This window comes from Sphingomonas olei (genome assembly GCF_045369765.1).
Lineage (GTDB): Bacteria > Pseudomonadota > Alphaproteobacteria > Sphingomonadales > Sphingomonadaceae > Sphingomonas > Sphingomonas panaciterrae.
On the sequence record NZ_JBIQEU010000026.1, the window covers coordinates 1 to 24,667 of the forward strand.

Here is a 24,667-nt window from a genome sequence, read left to right on the forward strand (position 1 = left end):
TAGACCACCGGGATGAGGGGTCCCTTTTCGACGCCGATCACCCCGCTACCGGGGTCCCTTTTCCACGCCGATCCACACCTCGCCATCAACCGCCTCATGACCCTGCCGCGCACACGCGACCTGCGGACCTGGTTCATGTTCGATGAGCTCGGTGCGCTCCACAAGCTGCCGGCGATCGAGAACGGTCTCCAGACCGCCCGCGCATTCGGCGGGGCGATGATTCTGGGCATCCACAGCTTCGAGAAACTGATCGAGGTCTACGGGGAGCAAGGCGCTCGCAACCTCGCCTCGCTCGCCCGCTCCAAGCTGATCCTGGCGACCGCGGACCTCGATACGGCCGAGCAGTGCGCCCGCTACATCGGCAACCGCGAAGTGCGGCAGATGGATGAAGCCTACAGCTATGGCTACAACAACACCCGTGATGCCTCGACGCTGACGCCCAGGAAGCAGGTCGAGCCGCTCGTCATAGCCGACGACATCACCAACCTGCCCTCGATGCATGGCTTCGTGAAGTTCCCCGACGGCTTCCCCGCCGCGCGCATCCAGCTCGTCTGGAAAGACTATCCCCAGGTCGCCGAAGGCTTCCTCCCGCGACCCGACCTCCAACCGGTGCGATCAAGGCGCGGAGAGGAGGTGTTCGACGAGGAAGGGGGCGGCGAAGCGGGCGGGAGGGACGGCGCCGGCCAGATCGCGGAAGAGGTCGTCGAGCCGGTCAATATCGCGACGGAAATGGCGGCGCGTATCCTCTCCGCCGAGACCATAGAGGAGGGCAGCCCGGCAACCCGCACGTCAGCCCAACGGAGCGAAGATCGAGGCGACGAGCCGTCTTCGCGCGAACATGCGGCGGACCGGGCTCAGGCCGCCCGTGCCGCCCCCGACCAGCCGCAGGCAGCAACGGAGCACCGGGATGGCCGCCGTGAGGGCCGCGGCCATGGCGCGGCCCTCGCGCGCGAGGATCAGACACTGGTGGAACTTCGCCAGGATTTCTCCGGCGGCCGCGATCATGACGGCGCGGACATGGGGATCTGACCCATGCTTTCCGTCGCATCGGTCCGTTCCGCATCCGGTGCTGCCGGCTATTTCGCGAAAGACGACTATTACACGGTCGAGGGATCGTCTGAAGTCAGCGTCTGGGCGGGCGAGGGATCGGCCGAGCTAGGCCTCTCGGGCGAGGTGTCGAAAGACGCTTTCGAAGGGGTGCTCAACGGCATCCTGCCGAACGGCGAGGCCGTCGCGCAGGTCGAGAATCGACGCGCCGGCGTCGACCTCACCTTCTCGGCGCCGAAATCGGTCTCCGTCCTCGCCTATGTTGCCGGCGACAAGCGGATACTGGGTCCCGATGGCGCCAACATGATGGCGGTCACCCGGGCGATGACCTGGGTCGAGAGCAACCTCGCTGAGGGCCGAAAGGACGTAGAGGGGCGCAAGGTGCCGGTGCGGAGCGGCAACCTCGTCTACGCTCTCTTCCAGCATGACACGAGCCGCGCCCTCGACCCGCAGGCCCATGCCCATGCCGTCATCGCCAACTTGACCAGGATGCCCGACGGCAAGTGGCAGGCGCTCCACGCCGACAAGATCTGGTCGAACAACTCCGTGATCGGCTCGATCTACCATGCCTTTCTCCGCGAGGAGCTCGAGAAGCTCGGCTACCAGGTGGAGCTCAAGGGCAAGCACGGCACGTTCGAGATCGCCGGCGTGCCCAAGCCGGTGCTCGACGCGTTCAGCCAGCGGCGCGAGGCCATTCTCGAGAAGGCCGCCGAGCTCGGCATCTTCTCGCCGAAGGGGCGCGACGGCGTCACCACCAACACGCGCGATCCCAAGCTCAACGTCGAGGACCGGGAGGCGCTGCGGCAGGACTGGATCGACAAGGCGGCGGCACTCGGGTTCGACGGCAAATCGCTCCTGGACGCAGCTCTGGCGCGATCGGCGCAACGCGACCCAGGCAGCGCACTCGAGCGCGGCTACCGCGCGGTCTCGGATGCCGTTTCAGCGGCATGGGACAAGCTGGGATCTGTCCTGCGCCCGCATGATCCTCTCGTCGACCGCGGGCTGGGGCGGGTGACGGCCTTGCCGGCCGAAGCGCGCGCGCAACTGGCTGTCGCCTCAGCCGTCCGAATGCTCTCCGAGCGCGAGGCTGCCTTCAGCGTGCACCAGCTCGGCAAGACCGCGCTCGATCTCGGCCTCAAGCGCGTGACCGTGGATCATGTCGAGCGGCGGATCGAGCAACTCGTCGGGCGGGGGCAGCTGATCGCGGGCGAGGCGCGGATCGGCGACACGCGGCCCCGGCTGGTCACCACCCAGGAAGCGCTTCGCACCGAGGAGCGGATCCTGGACGCGGTTCAGGAAGGGAGGGGGCGCGCCTCGCCCGTCCTCGCCCCGCAGGACGCGCCACACCGGCTCCAGGCGGCGGCTGACAGGGAGCTCAACGCCGGCCAGCTCGGCGCGGCGGCGCTGATCCTGTCCTCCAACGACAGCACTGTCGTCATCCAGGGCATCGCCGGGGCCGGTAAGTCGACCATGCTGCAGGCGGTCGCGCGCGTCGCGCAAGCCGAGGGCCGCGCTGTCACGGGCCTTGCCTTCCAGAACAAGATGGTCGCCGATCTCGCGGAAGGGGCGGGCATCAAGTCCCAGACGATCGCCTCCTTCATCCTTGCCAACGAACGCCATCTTCACACCGACGGCCCCGCATACGACGCGGCCCGCGCCGCGCTCGCCGGCTCGATGCTCATTGTGGACGAAACCTCGATGGTCTCGTCCGACGACATGCTGAAGCTCCACCGGATCGCCTCGGTGCTCGGCGTCGATAAGCTCGTCCTGGTGGGGGACCGACAGCAGCTCTCTTCGATCGATGCCGGCAAGTCGTTTGCGCTCATCCAGGCGGGCGGGGGGACGATGGCGCGGATGGACGAGAATATCCGCCAGCGCACCGACCAGCTGCGCACCGTCGCGGCGCTCGCGAATGTCGGCGAAGCGTCCAAGGCGATGAAGGTGCTCGGCGACAGCGTCGTCGAGCACCAGAGTCCTGCGCTGCACGCGGCCGAGATGTGGCTCGGCCTGCCGTCGGCCGAGCGCGAGGCGACGGCCGTGTTCGCGTCGGGGCGCGCGGCGCGGGCGATCATCAACCAGCGCATCCAGGATGGCCTGGCCTCCGAAGGCAGCGTGCGCGGCGAGGGCATCCAACTCACGGTCTACGAGCGCGTCAACACCACGCGCGAGGAACTGCGCTATGCTTCCACCTATCAGGCCGGCCAGACGCTCGAGGTCGGCCGCGGCGGCGGGCAGGACGTTGGCCTGGCAGCGGGCCGCTATGAGGTCGGCAAGGTCCACCCGAACGGCAAGGTGGACCTGAAGCTCGGCAACAAGTCCATCCGCTTCGACCCGCAAAGGCTCTCGCCGACCGAAAAGCGGGATCGCCTGCAGCTCAGTGAGAAAAAGGAGCTTCACCTTCGCGAGGGCGACCGCATCCGCTGGACCGCCAACGACAAGGATCGTGGGCTGCACAACTCGGCGCTGGCGCGAGTGCTCACGGTCGACGCCAGCGGCGTTACCGTCGAAATCGCCGGCAAGGACCGGCTGACGCTCGATCTCGGCGACCCGATGCTGTCGCGCCTCGACCTTGCCTACTCGCTCAACATGCACACGGCGCAGGGCATCACGACGGACAGGGCGATCACCGTCATGTCGAGCCAGGAGCGCAATCTCTCCAATCAGCGCCTGTTCAACGTCGGAGTCACGCGCGTGCGCGACGAGCTCACGATGGTGGTTGACGACAAGGAGAAGCTCGCGCGGCAGCTCGACAACAGCCCGGGCAACAAGACGTCGGCGCTCGAGACCGTCGGTCGCCTGGACATCGATCAGGAACGCACGGGGGGCAAGAGCGGCAGCCCGCGTGACAAGCTCCATGTCGGTCCGATCGACCTGGCGGATCTGCCGCCGCTGCCCGGCGACCATCCGTCCCCGGCCAACACCCGCGGCGAAGCCGCCGCCAGCATCCCCAAGGCACCGCCGGAGCTCAAACCCGATCGTGGCGATGCTTTGCCGCCGCTGCCGGAGCGGAGCCTGGGGCTCGACCTGTGAACCGACCGGCCGGACGCCGGGGCTTGATGATGGAGACAACGATGAGTGGATGGGATTTCGATGAGGTGGGGAAGTTCGGCAGCACCAAGGCAGCCGAGGACTTTGCCAAGCGCAATGATGTGGACCCGCGGGACATTCGCACGCGCGAGACCCGGGACGGCGTCGAGCTGGAGATCCGGCGCTCAAGCCTCGACCGCCGCGGCCTCCGCGACAACGGCGAGGGCCGCCGCGACGGCTGGAGCGGATGAGATCACAGCCGGCCGATCAATCACATGGGCCGCGCCGGCAAACGGGGGGACCAGCATCATGGGCATAGATGATCGCGACTACATGAAGGAGCGCTATCGGCAGCGCCAAGGCTTGACGGCGGGAAAGCGTCTTTGGGGCTTCGGCAAGGCCGCGCGCCAAGCTCGAGCCGAGAGAGCTCGCACGGATAAGGCCGTCCCGCTCGGGAGCGCCTCATGGATCGACGCCAAGAGCAGGGGCGAAAGCAGTGGGCTCTGGTTCGACGCCAAGAACCGGGGGTTCGACTATCAGAAGGGTCGGAAGGTGCGGTTGGTTCCGCACCCCATGCAGAAGTGGATCCTTCTTCTGTCGGCCGTCTCATTCTTTTACCCGATGTATCGGGAAGCAAAGCGAAGTGGCTGGCTCCCCGACCGGGAGGCAGCCCTGCCTTTTCCACCTTCGGGGAGCGTCACGGTGAACGCGGCCGTAGACCCCGACGATGCCACATCACGCATGCGGGTGGTGACCTCATCGGCCAATGCTGTCGTCCAACTGTTCGATCCTGGATCCGACCACCACGTCATCTCCGTCTACGTTCATGGCGACGATGACGTCACTGTCCCGGTTCCGCCCGGCACCTATCGGATGCGGGTCATTGAGGGCGACAAATGGCATGGACCCGTGAAGTTCTTCGGACCATCGACGACTTACGAGAGCGTGGTGAAGCTGATGACGTTCACGCGCCGGCACTTTACCGGAATCGACCTACATCGTCGTCCGGACGGCACATTGAAGACCCGGATCAAGATCGGTGACCCGCCGCCGCTACTCTCCGGGAAGCAGAGGGGGAGTGATCCGGTGTCAGCGCGCGTCAGCGTTCCTCCCCGACGGCAGCATCGAGCGCCGCTTCCAGCCGATCGATCACCGCGGCCCGGCTCGCCATCTTGGGGAGCTCACGGCGAGTGAAGTCCTGAAGGCGGCGCACGTCGCGCAATGGCAGACGCAATGTCAGGATCGTCCGGTCCAGCGCCGAAGGGGCGATGGCATCGGCCTCCTTGCCGGCCACAAGGAAGTGTTCGAGCAGACGCTTGCGGGCCGCGAAGCTCCAGCCGAGCCTGGCAAGCTCATCCGGCTGTAAGGACAGCAGCGCCAGCGCGACGTCCATGATGTCTTCGAATGGCAGCAGGACGCGAACGATCCGACCGCCGCGCGCACGCCAACGGCGAAGGGGACCACGCCTCACTGCAGTGTCGGCCCCGCGTCCTCGCCATCGAGCGACCTCAAGGCGCCGAGGATCTCGTCAACCGGGATGGGATGTTGTGCTCCCGGCGGTCTGCGAAGCGCCGGCTGGCCCTCGACCGCGACGCGATCGGATGCCCAGGATGCGAGAATGGCGCGCTTCACTTCGGGTTCGAGGGTCGGGTGCCCTGCAACCTCGAAGGGATGGAGATATCGGGAAACAGGCTGCGACATGACTGCCTCCTTTCGTTCAGTCGCGGCTATGCTTCAGGCACTGCTGATCGACGGGAAATTTGGTTTTGATCTGAACGGGATCAAGAGGCACCGCGCACCTGCGACATCGCCGGGATCATCTTTGCCTTCGGTCTGCTACGGCCACATTCTTCCCGCGAAGAACAGGCGAGAGAGACAGCCGAGGGCCTCGGCGTCAGAGCGCGAGCGTCCGCTGGGACGCACCCGGCCCGAGCTCTTCGATGATGAACGTCCGCGCCGGCGGAGTGTCGAGCAGGTCGCCCTCCGGAATGCCATGGTCGAGCCATTTGCATGACCTGCCGGCGATGGATGATCGCGCCGTGCCGTTCCTGATAGCGCGCCACCTCACGGTTCGCGGCGACCGTCACGACGCGGTAGCACAGTGGCCAGTCGCCAATCGCGGCCTCCCACACCGCGGCGAGATAGAAGTGATTGCCGCCATCGAGCATCACGCGATAGCGCTTCTGTCCGACCGCCATATGGAATTCGCTCGCCGGGACCAGGCAGCGGTGGCTCGGAAACGTCCGGCCTTCCGAACGTACGAAGCGATATGTCTCGCCGTCGCTGAAGCGGGGATTGGACCCCCATACCGCTTCGACCATCTCGATTTCGCTGGCATCGTCGGGATTTCGCCGGATGATGGCGCGCCGGGTGCCGATCGGAGCGTTCGGATCGAAGGGGGTGGGCGAGTCCATCCCAAGAACACAATAGGAACTTGGTCGAGTCGCAAGAAAGGCTGCAGCTAACGTGTGCAACGACTATCGTCTTGAGACCGACATTGCCTCGATCGTCGAGGACTTCTCCGACCTCAAGATCAAGATCAAAGTCCCCGAGGGCACGCCGAACGTCGCTGCGCGCGAGGACATCAAGATCACCGAAGTCGCGCCGATTGTCCGCACGATCGACGGGGATCGTGGCGCGGGTGAGCTGGTCAACCGGCGATGGAGCTGGCCCAGCCCGACCGGGAAACCGGTCTACAACTTCATCTCCGAGAATCGCGAGTTCTCGTCCGGTCGGTGCCTGATACTGGCGGACGGCTTCTATGAGTTCACGGACCCGTTGCCAGGGCAGAAGCGCAAGACCAAATGGCTGTTCACGCTCAAGGATCACGACTGGTTCTGCATTGCGGGCATCTGGCGGGCAGACCCAAAGGTCGGTGAAGCGTTCACGATGCTGACGATGGCGCCCGGCGAGGATGTCGCACCCTATCATCACCGTCAGGTCATCCCTCTGACGCGTCATCGATGGGCCGACTGGCTCGACCCCGCAGTACCGGCGCACGAAGTGCTTCGCGCTCTGCCCAAGGGCAGTTTGCCTGTTGTGCGCGTCTATCCGCCGGCCCCGGCACAGGCCGACTTGCTTTAGCGCTCTCTGGCGGTTCGCCTGTCCATTCGAGAGGGGGCGAGTTGGGAGGAGTGCTAGCGGTGCGGCATCGCGCCGCTACGATCAGCGTCTTGACCAGTCCCGGTGATTGTCGGAACATACGGGGAACATCCCGAGTCTAGACAATCATGCCTGCCGCCGCTTTCCCGATTTCCGACCTGACGCATCTGCGAGCGATCGCGACTCCTGTTGCCGACCACAGGACCATCCCCTTCAACCTTTCCGCCTTGGATCGGCGTTTGGCCGGGGGCGGGTTGCGGGCCGGGGCACTTCACGAGGTCGCCGCCCGGACGTGCTCACTAGCCGACGATGCGGCCGCAACGCTTTTCCTTGTCGGTATCGCTGCGCGGGAAGCCCGCCACGCCGGCGGGCCCGTTCTATGGGCGAGCTCCAGGGTTGATCTTTATGCCCCTGGGATCGCTCAGGCCGGCCTCGACGCGGCAGACGTGATCCACGCCCAACCCCGCGACGACGAGACCTTGTTGGCCGTCGTTGAAGACGCTGTTCGTGACGGCACCCCGTCAGCCATCGTTGCTGAAGCTGCCAAGGTGTCGATGGTGGCCACCCGCCGGCTCCAGCTCGTCGCCGCCGATGCCGACATTCCGGTGCTGCTGCTCCGGCGGCGTCGGCGTCGCGAGCAGGATCCGTTAGGGGAGTCATCGGCCGCCTGGACGCGCTGGCGCATCGCCAGCGCGCCATCCGAGCGTCTCTCGGTTCAGGGTGTAGGCCGGGCGCGCTGGTCGGTGGAGCTGGCACGGCAGCGCGGTGGCGAACAATTCTCCCTGATTGTGGAGGGCTGCGATGAGACGGGTTGTCTCGCTGTTCCTGCCGCACTTGGCCGTGGAACGGCTGAGGCGGATGGAACGGCCCGCTTCGCGGCCGCCTGACCGCGTTCCGCTCCAGCGTGGCGTTGACGACGATCCCGGCGCCTGCTCGGTCCCGCGGGGCGGCGGCTGGCGGCCGGGCGCGCGCTGGGCACGGACGAAGCAGGCGACGCGCGCAGAGGTAGAGCAGCAGATCGCAGCACTGCCGACCCACGCTCAACCTGCCATGCGCGAGCTTGGCCGGCGGTCGGAGGCGGCTGAGCACCCGTTCAAGCAACCGGCACGCGCGGCGCGCGCGACCTCGATCGGCATCGCGCCTTCCCGTGAGCATGCGCCGCTGGCGCTCGTCGCAAAGGTCGGCCGGCGAGAGGAAGTGGTCGCCGCCTGCGTCGGGTCCCAAGCGCTGGGGATCCACGTTGGGATGCCCGGGACCCATGCGCGTGCACTGGCGTCCGATCTCGACTTCCGGCCCCACGAGCCGGCGGCGGACCTGGCGCTGCTCGACCGGCTTGCATTGCTGGCGGTGCGGCGCTGGTCGCCCATTGCCGCGGCCACCCCGCCGGACGGGATCTGGCTCGACCTCAGCGGCTGCGATCACCTTCACGGCGGCGAGGAGCGGTTCTGCCGACGGCTTCTCGCCTTCTGCCGGCGTGCCGGCTTCACCGCGCGCGTTGCGCTCGCCGACACACCTGGCGCGGCGCATGCGCTGGCGCGCTTTGGCGCGCGCGACCTCACGATCGTCCCGCCTGGCGAGACAGTTCGCGAGCTGTCGCCGCTGCCGCCAGCCGCGTTGCGCCTAAGAGGCGCAGCGCTGAGCGCTGCGCGCCGGTTTGGTTTCGAGACCATCGCCGACCTGCTGCCGGTCGCGCGCGGGCCGCTCGCGCGCCGGCTGGGCCTGCCCGCGATCGCCCGGCTGGACCAGGCCCTTGGATCGATCGCCGAGCCGATCACTCCGCGCGAGGATGCCGTCGTCCCGATTGTCGAGCGCCGACTGCTCGAACCGGTTGGCACCGCCGAAGCGATCGCACAGGTCATGGACGACCTGCTCCGCGACCTGGCCGAGCAGCTGCAGGCGAGGGGACTCGGCGCCCGATCGCTGCGGCTCTGCGGGCTGCGCGTCGACGGCAGCGAGCAGGTCGTAGGTATCGGCACGTCGCGACCGACGCGCGAAGTGTCGCACCTCTTGCGACTGCTGAAGCTCCGGATTGAGCGGATCGATCCCGGGATGGGGCTCGAGCAGTTCTGGCTGGCCGCCCCCCATACCGAGCCGCTCGATGCGATCGCACTCGGCGCGGTCCTCGCAGGCGATACCCAGGTGCGGGACCCGGCGCGGCTCGTCGATGTCGTCGCGGGACGGATCGGTCCGGGCGCGGTGTTCCGGCTTGCCCCCGTTGAGAGCCATGTGCCGGAACGGGCTGTCACTCGTTCCGACCCCGTGGGCATGCCGGGGAGGTGGCCCGGCTGGCAACGCCCGGTCCGCCTGTTCACGCGGCCCGAGCCCCTTTGGGGCGTCATCGCGCTGCTTCCCGACCAGCCGCCTCGCCGCTTCGAGTGGCGGGGCAGGGCACATCGTGTGGTAGCCGGCGATGGTCCGGAGCGAATCCATGGCGAGTGGTGGCGCCGCGACGCGGAAGTCTGGGCCGTCCGCGACTATTACCGGGTCGAGGATGAGGAAGGCGGGCGCTTCTGGCTGTTCCGGCGGGGTGACGGGGTGGACGACGACACCGGCGATTTCAGCTGGTGGATCCACGGCGTGTTCGCATGAGCCCCTATGTCGAACTCCAGGTGCTGACCCACTTCTCCCTCCTTCGGGGCGCGTCTTCCCCTGACGAGCTGTTCTCGGCCGCGGCGCTGCTCGGCTACCCCGCACTAGGCGTCGGAGACATCGGTACCGTGGCGGGTGTCGTGCGTGCCTGGGAGGCGCAGAAGGTGACGGCTGTGCGCTCGATCGCAGGGGCCCGCGTCGACCTTTCCTGCGGGCGGCGCCTGATCCTCTACCCGACCGATCGTCGCGCTTGGTCGCGGCTGACACGGCTGCTTACTGTCGGGAAGAAGCGGGCGGGGAAAGGCAGCTGCCTCCTTCACTGGCACGACCTCCCACCCTGGTCTGAAGGAATTATCGCCATCCTGCTGCCTCACGAGGCTGACGAGGACAACCTGGCGGCACTGGGCGACCTCAGACGGGTCTATGGCCGACGCGGCTTCATGGCTCTGTTCCAGCGCCGCCGTCCCGACGATGCCGTCCGCATCGATGCCTTGGCACGCCAGGCGGGTGGGGCCGGCGTGCGGTCGGTCGTCACCGGCGATGTGCTTTACCATGCACCCGAAGCGCGGCTGCTCCAGGATGTGGTCACCGCCGTGCGCGAGAAGTGTACCGTCGACGAGCTGGGCTTCCGGCGCGAGGTCAATGCCGACCGCGCGCTGAAGTCACCAGAGGAGATGGTCCGGCGTTTCCGCGCCTACCCGGACGCGCTACGCGCCAGCGTTGATATCGCGGAGGCCTGCACCTTCGACCTTGGCGAACTCGCTTACCAGTACCCGCACGAGCGCGTGATCGACGGCTTGAACGCGCAGCAGGCGCTGAAGCAGCTGGCAGGAAACGCGGCCGAGCAGATGTTCAACGGCGCGATCCCGCAGGCCTATCGTAACCAGATCGGCCACGAGCTGCGATTGATCGGCGAGCTCGGCTATGCGCCCTATTTTCTAACCGTCCACTCGATCGTGCGCGAGGCGCGACGGCGCGGCATCCTCTGTCAGGGGCGGGGGTCGGCCGCGAATAGCTGCGTCTGCTTCGTGCTGGGGATCACCAGCATCGATCCGATCAAGCACGAGCTGCTGTTCGAGCGGTTCGTCTCGGGCGAGCGCCGCGAACCACCCGACATCGACGTCGATTTCGAGCACGAGCGGCGGGAGGAGATCATCCAATGGATCTACGAGACCTACGGCCGTGACCGGTCCGCGCTGACCGCGGTCGTCACCCGCTACCGAGCCCGCGGTGCCGTCCGAGACGTCGGCAAGGCGATGGGTCTGCCCGAGGACCTGACCGCCTCGCTCGCCGGTCTCGTCTGGGGGTGGTCCGCGGAAGGGGTGGGCGAGAAGCAGGTCGAGGAGCTCAACCTCGACATCGCGGATCGGCGGTTGAGGCTCACCCTCGATCTCGCGCGCAAGCTGATCGGTGTGCCGCGCCACATGAGCCAGCACCCGGGCGGGTTCGTCCTCAGCCATGATCGACTCGATGACCTGGTGCCGATCGAGCCCGCTGCGATGGAGGATCGCCAGATCATCGAGTGGGACAAGGACGATATCGACGCGCTCAAGTTCATGAAGGTCGACGTGCTTGGGCTGGGCATGCTGGGTTGCATGAACAGGGCCTTCAACCTCCTCGCGGAGGCCAAGGGTAAGCGGATCGGGCTTGCCGACCTGCAAGACGACGATCCTGCCGTATTCGACATGATCCAGAAGGCGGATACCCTCGGAACCTTCCAGATCGAGAGCCGGGCGCAGATGTCGATGCTGCCCCGTATGAAGCCCCGTCGCTTCTACGACCTCGTGATCCAGGTTGCGATCGTGCGTCCGGGCCCGATCCAGGGTGATATGGTCCACCCCTATCTGCGCCGGCGGGAGGGGCTGGAGCGACCCGAATATCCACGATCCGAACTCCGTGCCGTGCTCGAGAAGACGCTGGGTGTCCCGCTCTTTCAGGAGCAGGCAATGAAAGTCGCGATCGTGGGCGCGGGGTTCACGCCCGCGGAAGCCGACGCGCTCAGAAGAGCGATGGCGACCTTCAAGTTCACCGGCGGGGTATCGCACTTCTCCGAGAAGCTGATCGAGGGGATGGTCGCCCGCGGCTACCCGCGCGAGTTTGCCGAGCGAACCTTTCGCCAGCTTGAAGGCTTTGGCTCCTACGGCTTTCCTGAGAGCCACGCCGCCAGCTTTGCCAAGATCGCGTACGCGTCGGCCTGGATGAAGCACCATCATCCCGACGTGTTCTGCGCAAGCCTGATGAACGCGCAGCCGATGGGCTTTTATGCGCCCGCCCAAATCGTTCGCGACGCGCGCGAGCATGGCGTCGAGGTCCGACCGCCCTGCGTCAACGCCAGCCGTTGGGATTGCACGCTCGAGCCCACGAGCGGGCGCTATTTCGCCGTGCGGCTCGGTCTGCGCCAGGTAAGAGGCCTGTCCAATGCTGATGGCGCGGCGATCGTGGGCGCCCGCTCGACTATCCCGTTCGAGTCCGTCGAGGACGTCTGGCGCCGCTCGGGCGTGCCACGCGCCGCGATCGAGAAGCTCGCCGATGCCGACGCCTTCCACACCTTTGGCACTGATCGCCGCCACGGCCTGTGGAAGGTGAAGGGACTTGGCGAGGCGCCGCTGCCGCTTTTCGCCGCTGCGGACCGCGAGGCGGAGACCTTCAGCGCGGAGGGGCGCGAGCCTGATGTCAACCTGCGCCCGCTCACCGATGGGCGGGAAGTGATCGAGGATTATCGCACGCTCCAGCTTTCGCTGCGCGCGCACCCGCTTACCTTTGTCCGTGATGAGCTCCGCCGTCGCGGCGTGACCCGCTGCGCCGATCTCGCCGGCATTCGCGACGGGCGCCATGTCGAGGTCGCCGGCATCATCCTCGTTCGACAGAAGCCCGGCAGCGCCAAGGGCGTGCTCTTCATCACGATCGAAGACGAGACCGGGATCGCAAACGGCATTCTCTGGCCCGACCGCTTCGAAGCGCAGCGCCGCACCGTCATGTCGGCCTCAATGATCGGGATGAAGGGCCGCGTTCAGAAGGAAGGCGAGGTGATCCATATCATCTGCGATCGGATCATCGACCATGGCGACCTGCTGCACCGGGTAGGCGAGATGTCGTTCCCGCATCGAACGGGACGCGGCGATGGCGCGCGTCACGCGGCTACGTCGGATCGTGGAGACAAGGCCTGGGATCCGGACCCTCGCAACTGTTACTGGCCGCCGCACGCAGACGGCCTAGATCCCGAAGAGGTTGTGCGTTTCAAGTCGCACGATTTCCGTTGAACCGTGGCTCTTCCCTCGCGGCACCAGCGCGTCGTCATTGCGCTTTCGATTCAAATTCTACGATCGGGCGTGACACGATCCTCTGAATGCCGAGTGGACGGTATCGAAGTTCGGCTCGCGCTGCGCTGTCTTCTCCAGCACTGCCCGGAACGATGGCCTCTAGAACTCTATTGGGATGCGGCGAAGCAGGAGAACGACATCGGGCGTGCACAGGGCGTGACCGCGGCCTTCAACGGCATCGTGCGACAGCTCAGAAGGGCAGGGCGCTATGAGATCTCGTCCCCTGATTGACCTCCTGTCCTTTGCCCGAATTGTGCCGGCCGCTCATTCACCTCGCTTGTCGGCCGACAACTGATCAGCGTGGGCCAACCAAATCGGCATTGATACCAGCTCGGCGCCGTCCCGAGAGATGGCGGAAATCACGCCATCGGGCTGAGATATGTCAGCGCAGCTAGCAATCCGTCTCTCCATATCGACCCTCGCGCGATGCTTTGCAGTAAAAAAGCAGGTGCTGAATAAGTGATGGCCTACGGGAGATTGTCGGCGTGAATCGGCAGCGGCAGCCGCAAGCTCCTCGCGAGGTCCTCACCGTACTCAGCAGCACGCGTTCAGAAATCCGAACTTCTAGATCAACGGAGGATGGACGATGCGGAACAACCTAATCATCTCGACAGCCCTTGGCGCGCTCGCCATTTCGACATGGTCGAGCGCCGCGGCGGCCCAAACTTCACCAGCGCCCCAGCCGAAGAGTGCGCAGTCCCGGACCTCGACTGCTCCGCAGACCGGAAATCAGTCCCAGTCCAATGCCACCAATCCACCCGAGGCGCAGCGCGATAAGCTCGTCGATGAGGCTGTCGCGGCCCTCCGCGAGACGCAGAACGCGCTGAAGGCGATCGACCAGAACAAGACGGATGAGGCGAATGCGGCGCTGGAGCGGGCGACCGGGAAGCTCGAGATTGTTCTCGCACGTACCCCGACGCTGGCGCTCGCTCCAGTGGACGTGAGCGTCATGACGCACGACGTGATCGCAGCCCAGCCCGATGTCGACAAGATTCGCGGTGAGGCAGCCGCAGCGCTTGCTCAGGGGCGCCTGCAACTCGCGCGCAAGCTGATTTCTGATCTCGGCTCCGAAACGGTGGTGAGCGTCAGCAAGCTCCCGCTCGGCACCTATCCTGCCGCCCTCAAGCAGGCGGCGGCTCTGCTCCACCAAGGCAAGTCTCAGGAAGCCAAGGCAGTGCTCGAGACGGCGTTGAGCACGATCGTGGTGGAGGACATCATCATCCCGCTGCCTCTCGTCCGCGCGCAGCTCGCTCTCGAAGGCGCACGCAGCCTGCTGGAAAAGAAGAAGCGAACGGATGCGGAAAGTGCCCGCATGCGTGAGCTTCTGGCGACGGCCCGTACCCAGCTCCAGCTCGGCAAGGCACTCGGCTATGCCACCGACAGCGAGATGACCGACCTGATCGCGTCGGTCGACGAACTCGAGCGCAAGACCGCAGGCTCGCAATCCGCCAAGGGCTTGCTCGATCCCTTCGGACCGAAGTTCGACGAGGCTCGGCGGTCAAGCCAGCGTCCGCGGTAGCACCTCGATCGACCGTCACCTGCGAAGCGGGCTGGCTCAATCAAAGAAGAAGGGACGCCTCCCGGGCGTACATCCGGATGGAGGGTAACTTGTTGCGCCAGCCCGCCAGCGCATCTCGCGCCAACGAAGCGCTCGACCGTCTTGCCATCGACACGATCCGCACACTCGCCATGGATGCAGTGGAGAAAGCCCGGTCTGGGCACCCCGGCACGCCTATGTCGCTGGCACCCGTCGGCTACACGCTGTGGGCACGGTTCCTGCGGATCGATCCCGATGTGCCCGACTGGCCCAACCGGGACCGCTTCGTGCTCTCGGTAGGCCACGCCTCCATGCTTCTCTACGCGCTCATCCACCTTTCCGGGCTGAAGGAGATCGACGCCGACGGGAGGAGTTCAGGCAGACCCGCGGTGAGCCTCGACGATATCAAGAGCTTTCGCCAACTGGGTTCGAAAACGCCCGGCCATCCCGAATATCGGGTCACGACCGGCGTGGAGACCACCACCGGGCCTCTCGGCCAAGGCTGCGGCAACTCGGTCGGAATGGCGATCGCCGAACGGTGGCTCGCCGACCATTTCAACCGCGACGGCTACACGCTGTTCGACCACGACATCTATGTTCTGTGCGGCGACGGCGACATGATGGAAGGCGTGTCGGCCGAGGCCGCGAGCCTGGCGGGACACCTCAAGCTCGCCAATCTGTGCTGGATCTACGATTCGAACCGGATCAGCATCGAGGGTCACACCGACCTCGCGTTCACCGAAGACGTCGCCAAGCGCTTCGACGCTTATGGCTGGAACGTGCTCCGCGTCGACGACGCCAACGATACCGAGGCGTTCGCTCGTTCGCTCGACACGTTCAAGGAGACGACCGACAAGCCGACCTTCATCATTGTGCGCTCGGTCATCGGCTGGGGCAGCCCGAAGGCTGACAGCGAGAAGGCGCATGGCGAGCCGCTTGGCGCCGACGCAATCGCCGCCACCAAGAAGGCTTATGGCTGGCCGGCGGACGCCCAGTTCCGCGTCCCCGACGGCGTCGCGGAGCATCTGAACCAGGCGCTAGCATCGCGCGGACGGCCGCTCCGTGAGCAGTGGGAAGCCGACTTTGCCCGCTACCGCCAGAGCCATCCAGCGCTTGCGGCCGAGCTGGAGGCCATGCGCCGTGGCGAGCTCCCTCCAGGCTGGAACGATCGCCTGCCGACCTTCATTCGCGACCCCAAGGGTCTGGCGTCGCGCGATTCGGCGGGGAAGGCGCTGAATGCGCTTGCCGCGCGAATCCCCTGGTTGATCGGCGGAGCGGCCGACCTGTCGCCTTCGACCAAGACCGACCTCACGCACTACGGATCTTTCCAGGCGAACAACCCCAGCGGGCGCACGTTGCACTTCGGCGTGCGTGAGCATGCCATGGGAGCGATCGCCAATGGCATGGCTCTCTCTTACCTCAGGCCGTTCACCGCCACCTTTCTGGTCTTCGCCGACTATATGCGCGCGCCGGTGCGGTTGGCGGCGATCATGGAACTGCCGGTCACCTTCGTTTTCACCCATGACTCGATTGGTGTCGGAGAGGACGGGCCGACCCACCAGCCCATCGAACATCTCGCGACGCTGCGCTCGATCCCGGGGCTCGACACCATTCGCCCGGCCGACGCCAATGAGGCGGTCGAGGCGTGGAAGCTCGCGGTGACCCAGACGCATGTCCCGACCGCGCTGATCCTCTCCCGCCAGTCGCTGCCAACGCTCGACCGCGACAAATATGCCTCGGCCGCGGGGGTCGCGAAAGGAGCCTACGTGCTCGCCGGCGAGGACGATCCGGAACTCATCCTGATCGGCACCGGCAGCGAGGTGCAGCTTGTCGCCGAGGCGTATGAAAGGCTGACCGAGCAAGGGGTTCGGGCACGGGTCGTCTCGATGCCGAGCTGGTATCGATTCGAGCAGCAGGACCAGGACTACAGAGACAGCGTCCTGACGCCGGGCGTGGAGGCGCGACTGGCGGTCGAGCAGGGCGGGGCGATCGGGTGGGACCGCTATGTCGGCGCGCGCGGCCGCACGATTACCATGTCGACGTTCGGGGCATCGGCCCCGCTTTCCAAGCTCCAGGAGAAGTTCGGCTTCACCGTCGGACATGTGGTGGCGGCCGCGCTCGCGCTGGTCGGCCGGGAGGTTTGAAGATGGCGAGCCAGATCAAGAAGCTGCATGATTTTGGCCAGGCACCCTGGCTTGATTTCGTCGAGCGCCGCTTCCTGCAGGATGGCGGTCTGGCGAAGCTCGTCGAGGAAGATGGCGTCACCGGCGTCACCTCGAATCCCGCGATCTTCGAGAAGGCGATCGCCAAGGGGGACGCCTACGAGCCGCAGCTGGCGGAGCTCTTCAGGGCCCAGCGCAACGCGAGCATCAGCGAAGCCTATGAGGCGCTTGTGATAAAGGACATCCAGGACGCCGCCGACACGCTGCGGCCCGTCTATGACAAGCTGGGCGCGCGGGACGGCTATGTCAGCCTGGAGGTTTCGCCCTACCTGGCGGAGAGCACCGAAAGCACGATTGCGGAAGCTCAGCGACTCTGGTGCCAAGTCGACCGTCCTAACCTCATGATCAAGGTTCCGGGCACACAGGCCGGCGTGACCGCCGTTCGGCGGCTGGTCGAGGACGGCCTCAACATCAACATCACGCTGCTGTTCAGCCAGGAAAGCTACACTGCCGTGGCAATGGCGTTCGTTGAGGGCCTTGAGGCTCGCCTCGCCCGAGGGGAGCCGATCGACAGGATTGCGTCTGTCGCGAGCTTCTTCGTCAGCCGCATCGATTCGGCGATCGACGCGAAGATCGACCAACGCGTCGAAGCCGGCGATCCCGAGGCCGAGGCACTCAAGATGCTGCGCGGCAGAGTGGCAATCGCCAACGCCAAGCTCGCCTACCAATGGTATCTGGGATTTGTCGCGTCCGAGCGTTGGAAAGCCCTCGCAGCGCAAGGTGCGATGCCGCAGCGGCTCCTTTGGGCGTCCACGGGCACTAAGGACCCGGCGTATCCGGACACGCTCTATGTCGACAATTTGATCGGCCCCGACACCGTCAATACGCTGCCCCCAAAGACGTTGGACGCATTCCGCAGCCATGGCACGCTTGTCCCGTCGCTGACCGCCGACGTCGATGGCGCTCGTCGAACCCTCGCGGAGGCGGAGCGGCTCGGACTGGACCTCGCTTCAGTCGCAAACGGGCTCGTTCGCGACGGCGTCAGCCAGTTCTCCGATGCCGCCGACGCGCTTCTCGGTGCGGTTGCGGTGAAGCGCGCCGCCATTCTCGCAGATGGGCTCAACCTCATGCGCGAGCAGCTGCCCGGGGAGCTTGCCAGGAAGGTGGAGGCGAGGCTCGAGCAAGCGCGTCAGGATGGGTGGTCCAGGCGTCTCTGGGCTGGCGACGCCACACTCTGGACGGGCGGGAACGAAGCAAAGTGGCTCGGTTGGCTCGAGGCTGGCCGGGGCGAGCAGGTCGACGCCGCCGCGCTGAAAGCGCTCTCCGCCAAGGCGGGCCGATACCGTTCTGCGGTGCTTCTCGGCATGGGCGGTTCGAGCTTGGGCCCGGAAGTTCTGGCACGCACCATCGGAGCCCGGGATGGGCAGCCCGTCCTCCACGTGCTCGATTCTACCGACCCCGAGCAAATCGCAGCAGTCGCGGCGATGATCGTTCCACAGGAAACACTGTTCCTGGTCGCTTCGAAGTCCGGTTCAACAATGGAGCCGGAGCTGCTGCGTGCCTATTTCTGGGAGCTCTCCGGTCGGGACGGCAGCCGCTTTGTCGCGATAACCGATCCGGGTTCGAAGCTTGAAAAGCTCGCCCGGGATCACGGCTATGCACACGTCTTCCTGGGCGACCCGGAGATTGGCGGGCGCTATTCGGTTCTGAGCGTCTTCGGGATGGTTCCCGCGGCGTTGATGGGTCTCGATGTCGGCGGCTTCTTCGCCGGCGTGGCACCGATGGTGCAGAGCTGCGCGCCCGACGTCCCACCTGCTGCCAACCCCGGCGCACGCCTTGGCGCCATCTTAGGAGAAGCGGCGAACGCCGGTCGCGACAAGGTGACGGTGTTTGCCTCACCTGCGCTTCGCCCGTTCGGGGCATGGCTGGAGCAGCTCCTCGCGGAGTCCACCGGCAAGGAGGGCAGGGGCCTCGTCCCGGTCGACCTGGAGCCGCTGGTCCCCCCCGAAAACTATGGTTCAGACCGCCTCTTCGTGCTGCTTTCGCTCAACGGCGACGACGACGCCCCGCTCCGCGCCCATGCCGATGCCCTCGCTGCCGCGGGTCACCCCGTGGTGCGGATTGCACTCCCGCAGCGGGCCATGATCGGTCAGGAATTCTTTCGCTGGGAAATCGCAACCGCGATTGCCGGCGCGGTGATCGGGATCGATCCGTTCGATCAGCCCGACGTCGAGGACGCCAAGATCAGGACGCGTCTGCTGATCGACAGCTACGAGGCGACCGGCATCCTGGCGCCGGAGCGCCCGCTTTTCGAAGATCGGACGATGGCGTTTTTCGGACCCCGCGAGCGAGACGATACAGCCACCGATGCGGCCGCGATCCTGCGCACTCATATCGGAAGTGCCGGTCCCGGCGATTACATCGGGTTCCTTGCATATCTCAGCCGCGACGCCGAGCATGAAGCGGCGATCGCGCGGATGCGCGAGCGGGTCATCAAGGCGCGGAAGGTCGCCACCGTCGCTGGCTTTGGTCCCCGGTATCTCCATTCGACGGGCCAGGCCTACAAGGGTGGTCCGCGCTCCGGTGTCTTCATCGAAATCACCCGGTCGCCGGATCCCGATCTCGCCATACCCGGACGCAAGGCAAGCTTCGGGATGGTCCAACTCGCTCAGGCGCGCGGCGATCTCGATGTGCTCGCCGCCCGCGGCCAGCGTGTCCTGCGCATTCACCTGAAATCCGGCCACCTGGGCGACCTCGGAGAACTTCTCAACCACGCCCTTCGGGATTGAGCGGGAGTCTGCAACATGCGGATCGGAATGATCGGCCTTGGCCGTATGGGAGGCAACATAGCCCGTCGGCTTCATCGCGCAGGGCATCAGGCAGTGGTGTTCGACCGCAATCAAGCCGCCGTCGCCCAGTTCAAATCAGACGGGTTCGAGACGGCCGGTTCTCTCGGAGCGATGAAGGAAGCCCTCGGAAGGGAGGCGGCCTTCTGGGTCATGCTGCCGGCGGGCGATCCGACGGAGGACACGATCAAGCACCTTCGCATGATCGCCGACCCCGGCGATATCGTGATCGACGGCGGCAACAGCTTCTACAAGGATGACATCCGGCGGGCGAAGCTGCTCGCCCAGAGTGGCATCGACTATGTCGACGTCGGCACCTCAGGCGGTGTGTGGGGCCTGGAGCGCGGCTATTGCATGATGATCGGCGGCCCGAAGGAGGCCGTTGATCGTCTGGACCCGATCTTCGATGCGCTCGCCCCTGGCATCGGCACTATCCCTCGAACACCCAATCGCATGGAACACGAGGGGGAGGACCCCCGTGCAGAGAAGGGCTATATCCATGCCGGCCCCGCTGGGGCGGGTCATTTCGTCAAGATGGTCCACAACGGCATCGAGTATGGCCTCATGCAGGCCTACGCCGAGGGCTTCGATATTTTGAAGTCGAAGCAGTCCAGCAGGCTGCCCGAAGACGAACGCTACGTTCTCAATCTCACCGACATCGCCGAGGTGTGGCGTCGAGGCTCCGTCATCTCCTCTTGGCTGCTCGATCTCACCGCGGCCGCCCTCGCCAAGGATCAGATGCTTTCACAGTTCTCGGGGCGGGTAGCCGATTCCGGTGAGGGCCGCTGGACGGTCGAGGCGGCCATGGAAGAGGCGGTTCCCGCCGTCGTCCTCACCGCAGCGTTGTTTGCCCGTTACCGGAGCCGGGTTGAGCACACGTTTGGCGATCAGGTTCTCTCCGCGATGCGATATGGCTTCGGCGGGCACGTCGAGATTCCGCAGTGACTGGAGGTTCAGTTCCGCCGGCGCCTGCCGCGACGATCGTCATTTTCGGAGCGACAGGGGATCTCACGCGCCGCCTACTGATCCCAGCGCTTGCCAACCTCTGCTTCGACGGGCTCTTGAGCGAAGACTTGAGGGTTATTGGCGTCGCGCTGCACGAGGGAGATGATGAAAGCCTCCGCGTAACGCTCGACGAGTTCGCGCCGCTTACCCAGTGCTGGCAGCGGCTGCGTCGGCACACCACCTATCTCTCCGGCGACTTCACGCGCGAAAGTGTCTTCCGCCAGCTCAAACAGCGGCTGGGCGACGCGGACGCAGCCTTTTACCTTGCAACGCCCCCGCAGTTCTTCGGTGTCATTGTCGACAGGCTGGCTGATGCCGGTCTCATGGACGAAAGCGGTGGGCACTTCCGCAGGGTGGTGATCGAGAAGCCTTTCGGGCACGATCTCGAATCTGCACGAGCGCTCAACCGGCGCATCCTGGCCCGGGTGCACGAAAGCCAAGTCTATCGGATTGATCACTTCCTCGGCAAAGAGACGGTCCAGAACATCCTCGTCGCGCGCTTCGGTAACGCTTGGCTCGAAGCTGTCTGGAACCACCGGTATATCGACCACGTCCAGATCTCCGCCGCCGAGGCGATCGGCGTGGGCACCCGAGGCGCGTTCTACGACACCACCGGCGCCCTCAGGGACATGGTGCCAAACCACCTGATGCAGCTTCTGTCGATGATCGCGATGGAGCCACCTTATAGCTTCGAAGCCGAGGTCATCCGCGACGAAAAGGCAAAGCTCCTCCGGGCGGTTCGCCATATCACGCCGCAAGAGGCCAGGAGCGATGCGGTGCGTGGGCAATATACGGCCGGCGCAGTGGAAGGCCAGAGCATCCCCGCCTACCTTGAGACCCCGCACGTCCAGCCCGACAGCGCCACCGAGACATATGTCGCGCTCAAGCTGATGGTGGACACCTGGCGCTGGACGGGTGTGCCATTCTACCTGCGCACGGGAAAAGCGCTCGCCGCCCGGGACACGGAGATCGTGGTCACGTTCAATCCGGTGCCATATGCGACGTTTCGAAAGGCGCCTGTCGCTCACCTCCCGGCCAATCAGCTGGTGTTCCAGATCCAGCCGAACGAGGGGATCGATCTCGATTTCCTCGTCAAGCGGCCTGGCCCACAGGTCGAGGCGGTCCCGGTCGCGCTCGACTTCGCCTATGCTGAGAAGTTCACTGTTGAGCACCGGACTGGCTACGAGACGCTGTTGTACGACATGATGATGGGTGACCAGACGCTCTTCCAGCGTGCTGATCAGATCGAGGCGGGCTGGGCTGTTGTCCAGCCGCTGCTGGACGCATGGGCAACTGGAGACGGCATTCTCGAGGAGTACGCGCCCGGTACTGCTGGGCCGACGGCAGCCGAGGCACTGATCGCCCGTGACGGCAGGCAGTGGCATAAGCTTGGCAGAGGGACTTTCTGATCCGGCGTCCGGCTGTGTGGTTATTATCTGGGGCTCGTGAGCCAAGCTTGACCATCAGCCGAGCAGAAGCAGGGCCCGACGCTGTTGGACCGCTCGCTTTATCGTTCCGCCAGATAGTAGCGATCTCGTGCCGTGAGATCCTCCGCTAGGTCATAAACGATCGGCTGCCCCGTCGGTATTTCGAGACGGGACACCTCGGCGTCAGACATGGCAGACAGATGCTTCACGAGCGCCCGCAGAGAGTTGCCATGCGCCGAGATCATCACGCGCCTGCCGCCTCTAGCACTACTTTGGCAGAAGCATGAGTTTAGGGATTCCCTCACCGCTGATTGCGTGATTCATGGGGAGCCAGCTTTGACGGAGGCTGGCGATGGACGAGGACTGGCAGACGGATCTGGAGCGATGGCTTGGGCCGTATCTGGAAGGTCTGGGTAACAAGACGCGTCGTCGGATGTGCCCAGCCTACATCGCGGGCCTGATTGGGCCAGGCGATCGCAAGAGCATCCAGCCCATGGCAGCCCGCTCAGATGCGATACCCTATGACCGACTGCATCATTTCATCGGGGCAGGCCTGTGGGATAGCAGTCCGCTGGAAGCGACCTTGTGGCAGCAGGCCGACGAATTGGTGGGCGGTGACGGAGCCTGGCTGATCATCGATGACACAGCCCTGCCGAAGAAGGGCAAGGCCTCGGTTGGGGTTGCGCCCCAGTACGCCACGGCGCTGGGCAAGAATGCGAACTGCCAGACCATGGTATCGGTGACGCTGGCCTCGGGCGAAGTTCCCCTCATGCTGAGCTTGCGGTTGTTCCTGCCGGAAAGCTGGACGAGCGATGTCGCAAGGATGGACAAGGCGGGCGTGCCTGCCCCTTTACAGCAATGCCGGACAAAGCCCGAGATTGCGATCGAGGAGATCGACCGTGTCATGGCTGCCGGAGTACGCTTTGGCTGTGTGCTGGCTGATGCCGGTTACGGGCTGTCCGCTCCGTTCCGGCAGGCGCTGAGCGCACGTGGCCTTTGCTGGGCCGTCGGCATTCCCCGGCACCAGAAGGTCTATCCCGCCGACGTGCAACTGATCTTCCCAGTCGCGGGGCGTGGTCGCCCAAGGGTGCGTCACGTGCCGGACGTCAAATCCATGGCTGCGCATGCCATGCTTGAAGGCGCGAAGTGGCGACAGGTCAGTTGGCGAAAGGGAACGAAGGGACGCCTGACCGCCCGCTTTGCTGCCATGCGTGTGCGCATTGCGGATGGCGCACCCCAGCGGATCGGCTCCGCCGGAGCTCAGCACATGCCGGGCGAGGAAGCCTGGCTGGTGGGTGAACATCGCTCAAATGGCGAGCGCAAATATTATCTTTCCAATTTGCCCGCTGACACCCCGATCAAGGCTCTCGCCGGCGCAATCAAGGCGCGCTGGATCTGCGAACAAGCCCATCAGCAACTCAAGGAAGAACTGGGGCTGGATCACTTCGAGGGCCGATCATGGACCGGACTTCACCGCCATGCCCTGATGTCGATGATGGCCTACGCCTTCTTGCAATCCCGAAGGCTCGCTCAGGCGGGGCGGAAAAAAAAGAGCACTCGGCCCGCCTCCTCATCCCAGCCTGCCAGCAGTGCGCCAGGCCATCCTTGACCGCCTGTTCCGCTCACCGCCGCACCACTGCCCTCACTGTGGATGCAGCCTCAACAGACCTCCCCACGCTCTTCTGCCAAAGTAGTGCTAGGGGCCAAACTCAATCAGCGGGTTGAGGTGGAGAGGCTTTCCTGATTCACAGCGGTGTGGATCGAGGGAGGTGTGCGATGGCGCTGTTCTGGTTGTCGGATGAGGCATGGGCAGCGATCGAACCGCACCTGCCCAAAACCAGCCTGGTGCGCGGCGGGTAGACGACCGGCGGGTAATCTCCGGCATCCTGCATGTGCTCAAGGTCGGGTGCCGCTGGTGTGATTGCCCGGCCGAGTACGGCCCGTCGACGACGGTCTACAATCGCTTCAACCGCTGGTCGCACCGGGGCTTCTGGCTGAAGCTGCTCGATGCGCTGGTGGATGCCGGTGCGGTGACGAGGAGTACCGCGATCGACAGCACCTATGTGAAGGCGCAGCGAGCGGCGTTCGGCGCAAAAGGGGGCGCTCGGCGCAAGCGATCGGCCGCTCGCGCGGTGGTTGGACGACCAAGGTCCACGCGCTCACCGACGTCATCGGTCGCCCCTACGCACTGACGCTTACGGCCGGCAACGTCAGCGACATCAGGGCAGCACCTGCGCTTCTCGAACGTGCCGGGCGCATGTGCTACCTGCTCGCCGACAAGGGCTACGATGCCGATCATCTGCGGCGCTCGCTGCGAGATGCCGGCATCGTTCCCGTCATCCCGGGCCGGCGCAACCGCAAGCGAACCATCCGCTACGACAAGCAGCGCTACCGTGCCCGCCATCTCATCGAGAATGCCTTCTGCCGCCTCAAGGACTTCCGCCGCGTCGCCACCCGCTACGACAAGCTTGCCGCCAACTTCCTGTCAGGCGTCGCCCTCGCAGCCGCCGTCGCCTTCTGGCTGTGAACGAGTCATCGTGTAATTTGTGGCTGCTTCCCCGGGCCGGCTGAGCGGCGCACCTTCTGGTTGTCGGACCTGAAGGAA

The 24,667-nt window shown here is 65.5% G+C and carries 16 protein-coding genes and 3 pseudogenes; 15 read left to right on the plus strand and 4 right to left on the minus strand.

The genetic code is table 11. The features are described 5' to 3' along the window. Positions 1-78 precede the first annotated feature (78 nt). From ACH0BU_RS16355 to ACH0BU_RS16365, 3 genes and pseudogenes are all read left to right on the plus strand, one after another. Positions 79-1,029 (plus strand): annotated as a pseudogene (locus ACH0BU_RS16355) (type IV secretion system DNA-binding domain-containing protein); the annotation flags it as partial. Positions 1,030-1,032: 3 nt separating this feature from the next. Beyond that, positions 1,033-4,077, plus strand: coding sequence for a MobF family relaxase (gene mobF, locus ACH0BU_RS16360; protein WP_406889399.1), 3,045 nt, complete (start codon positions 1,033-1,035; stop codon positions 4,075-4,077). 41 nt (positions 4,078-4,118) lie between these two features. After that, positions 4,119-4,325 (plus strand): hypothetical protein, encoded by a 207-nt coding sequence (locus ACH0BU_RS16365; RefSeq protein ID WP_406889397.1) that lies wholly within the window; start codon positions 4,119-4,121, stop codon positions 4,323-4,325. Between the two features lie 848 nt (positions 4,326-5,173). Here ACH0BU_RS16365 and ACH0BU_RS16370 read toward each other — a convergent pair. From ACH0BU_RS16370 to ACH0BU_RS16380, 3 genes are all read right to left on the minus strand, one after another. Further along, positions 5,174-5,467, minus strand: a complete 294-nt coding sequence (locus tag ACH0BU_RS16370) for a hypothetical protein (RefSeq protein WP_406889395.1) — start codon at positions 5,465-5,467, stop codon at positions 5,174-5,176. Positions 5,468-5,541: 74 nt separating this feature from the next. Beyond that, positions 5,542-5,775, minus strand: coding sequence for a hypothetical protein (locus ACH0BU_RS16375; RefSeq protein WP_406889393.1), 234 nt, complete (start codon positions 5,773-5,775; stop codon positions 5,542-5,544). A gap of 80 nt (positions 5,776-5,855) precedes the next feature. Continuing rightward, the gene (locus ACH0BU_RS16380; RefSeq protein ID WP_406889391.1) at positions 5,856-6,488 is read right to left on the minus strand and encodes an SOS response-associated peptidase family protein; all 633 of its coding nucleotides are present in this window, start codon (positions 6,486-6,488) and stop codon (positions 5,856-5,858) included. A 52-nt stretch (positions 6,489-6,540) separates the two neighbouring features. Here ACH0BU_RS16380 and ACH0BU_RS16385 point away from each other — a divergent pair, with 52 nt between their 5' ends. From ACH0BU_RS16385 to zwf, 10 genes are all read left to right on the plus strand, one after another. Further along, positions 6,541-7,158, plus strand: coding sequence for an SOS response-associated peptidase family protein (locus ACH0BU_RS16385; protein ID WP_500264343.1), 618 nt, complete (start codon positions 6,541-6,543; stop codon positions 7,156-7,158). A gap of 146 nt (positions 7,159-7,304) precedes the next feature. Beyond that, positions 7,305-8,063, plus strand: a complete 759-nt coding sequence (locus ACH0BU_RS16390) for an ImuA family protein (protein ID WP_406889386.1) — start codon at positions 7,305-7,307, stop codon at positions 8,061-8,063. Beyond that, on the plus strand, positions 7,978-9,765 hold the full coding sequence (locus ACH0BU_RS16395) for a Y-family DNA polymerase (protein WP_500264344.1): 1,788 nt from the start codon (positions 7,978-7,980) through the stop codon (positions 9,763-9,765). The genes ACH0BU_RS16390 and ACH0BU_RS16395 overlap by 86 nt, the downstream gene beginning before the upstream one ends. Next, a complete protein-coding gene (locus ACH0BU_RS16400) occupies positions 9,762-13,025 on the plus strand; it encodes an error-prone DNA polymerase (protein ID WP_406889381.1) in 3,264 nt (1,087 codons plus the stop codon). The genes ACH0BU_RS16395 and ACH0BU_RS16400 overlap by 4 nt, the downstream gene beginning before the upstream one ends. A 93-nt stretch (positions 13,026-13,118) precedes the next feature. Then, positions 13,119-13,316: a hypothetical protein gene (locus tag ACH0BU_RS16405; RefSeq protein ID WP_406889378.1), complete on the plus strand. Its 198-nt coding sequence runs from the start codon at positions 13,119-13,121 to the stop codon at positions 13,314-13,316. 355 nt (positions 13,317-13,671) lie between these two features. Continuing rightward, positions 13,672-14,604 carry a YfdX family protein gene (locus ACH0BU_RS16410; protein WP_406889376.1) on the plus strand — a complete coding sequence of 311 codons (933 nt, stop codon included), beginning with the start codon at positions 13,672-13,674 and terminating at the stop codon, positions 14,602-14,604. 92 nt (positions 14,605-14,696) lie between these two features. Then, positions 14,697-16,766, plus strand: a complete 2,070-nt coding sequence (gene tkt, locus ACH0BU_RS16415; RefSeq protein WP_406889604.1) for a transketolase — start codon at positions 14,697-14,699, stop codon at positions 16,764-16,766. A 2-nt stretch (positions 16,767-16,768) separates the two neighbouring features. Continuing rightward, on the plus strand, positions 16,769-19,573 hold the full coding sequence (locus tag ACH0BU_RS16420; RefSeq protein WP_406889373.1) for a bifunctional transaldolase/phosoglucose isomerase: 2,805 nt from the start codon (positions 16,769-16,771) through the stop codon (positions 19,571-19,573). Positions 19,574-19,588: 15 nt separating this feature from the next. Beyond that, positions 19,589-20,575, plus strand: a complete 987-nt coding sequence (gene gnd, locus ACH0BU_RS16425; RefSeq protein WP_406889370.1) for a phosphogluconate dehydrogenase (NAD(+)-dependent, decarboxylating) — start codon at positions 19,589-19,591, stop codon at positions 20,573-20,575. Continuing rightward, positions 20,572-22,044, plus strand: a complete 1,473-nt coding sequence (zwf, locus tag ACH0BU_RS16430; protein WP_406889369.1) for a glucose-6-phosphate dehydrogenase — start codon at positions 20,572-20,574, stop codon at positions 22,042-22,044. The genes gnd and zwf overlap by 4 nt, the downstream gene beginning before the upstream one ends. 98 nt (positions 22,045-22,142) lie before the next feature. Here the strand turns inward: zwf and gpmA are convergent. After that, positions 22,143-22,325: pseudogene (gene gpmA / locus ACH0BU_RS16435) on the minus strand (2,3-diphosphoglycerate-dependent phosphoglycerate mutase); the annotation flags it as partial. Positions 22,326-22,414: 89 nt separating this feature from the next. Between gpmA and ACH0BU_RS16440 the strand changes: the two are divergent. Continuing rightward, entirely contained in the window at positions 22,415-23,671 is a 1,257-nt protein-coding gene (locus tag ACH0BU_RS16440) for an IS701 family transposase (RefSeq protein ID WP_406889367.1), read from the plus strand. 167 nt (positions 23,672-23,838) lie between these two features. Beyond that, positions 23,839-24,589: pseudogene (locus ACH0BU_RS16445) on the plus strand (IS5 family transposase). Positions 24,590-24,667: the final 78 nt, after the last annotated feature.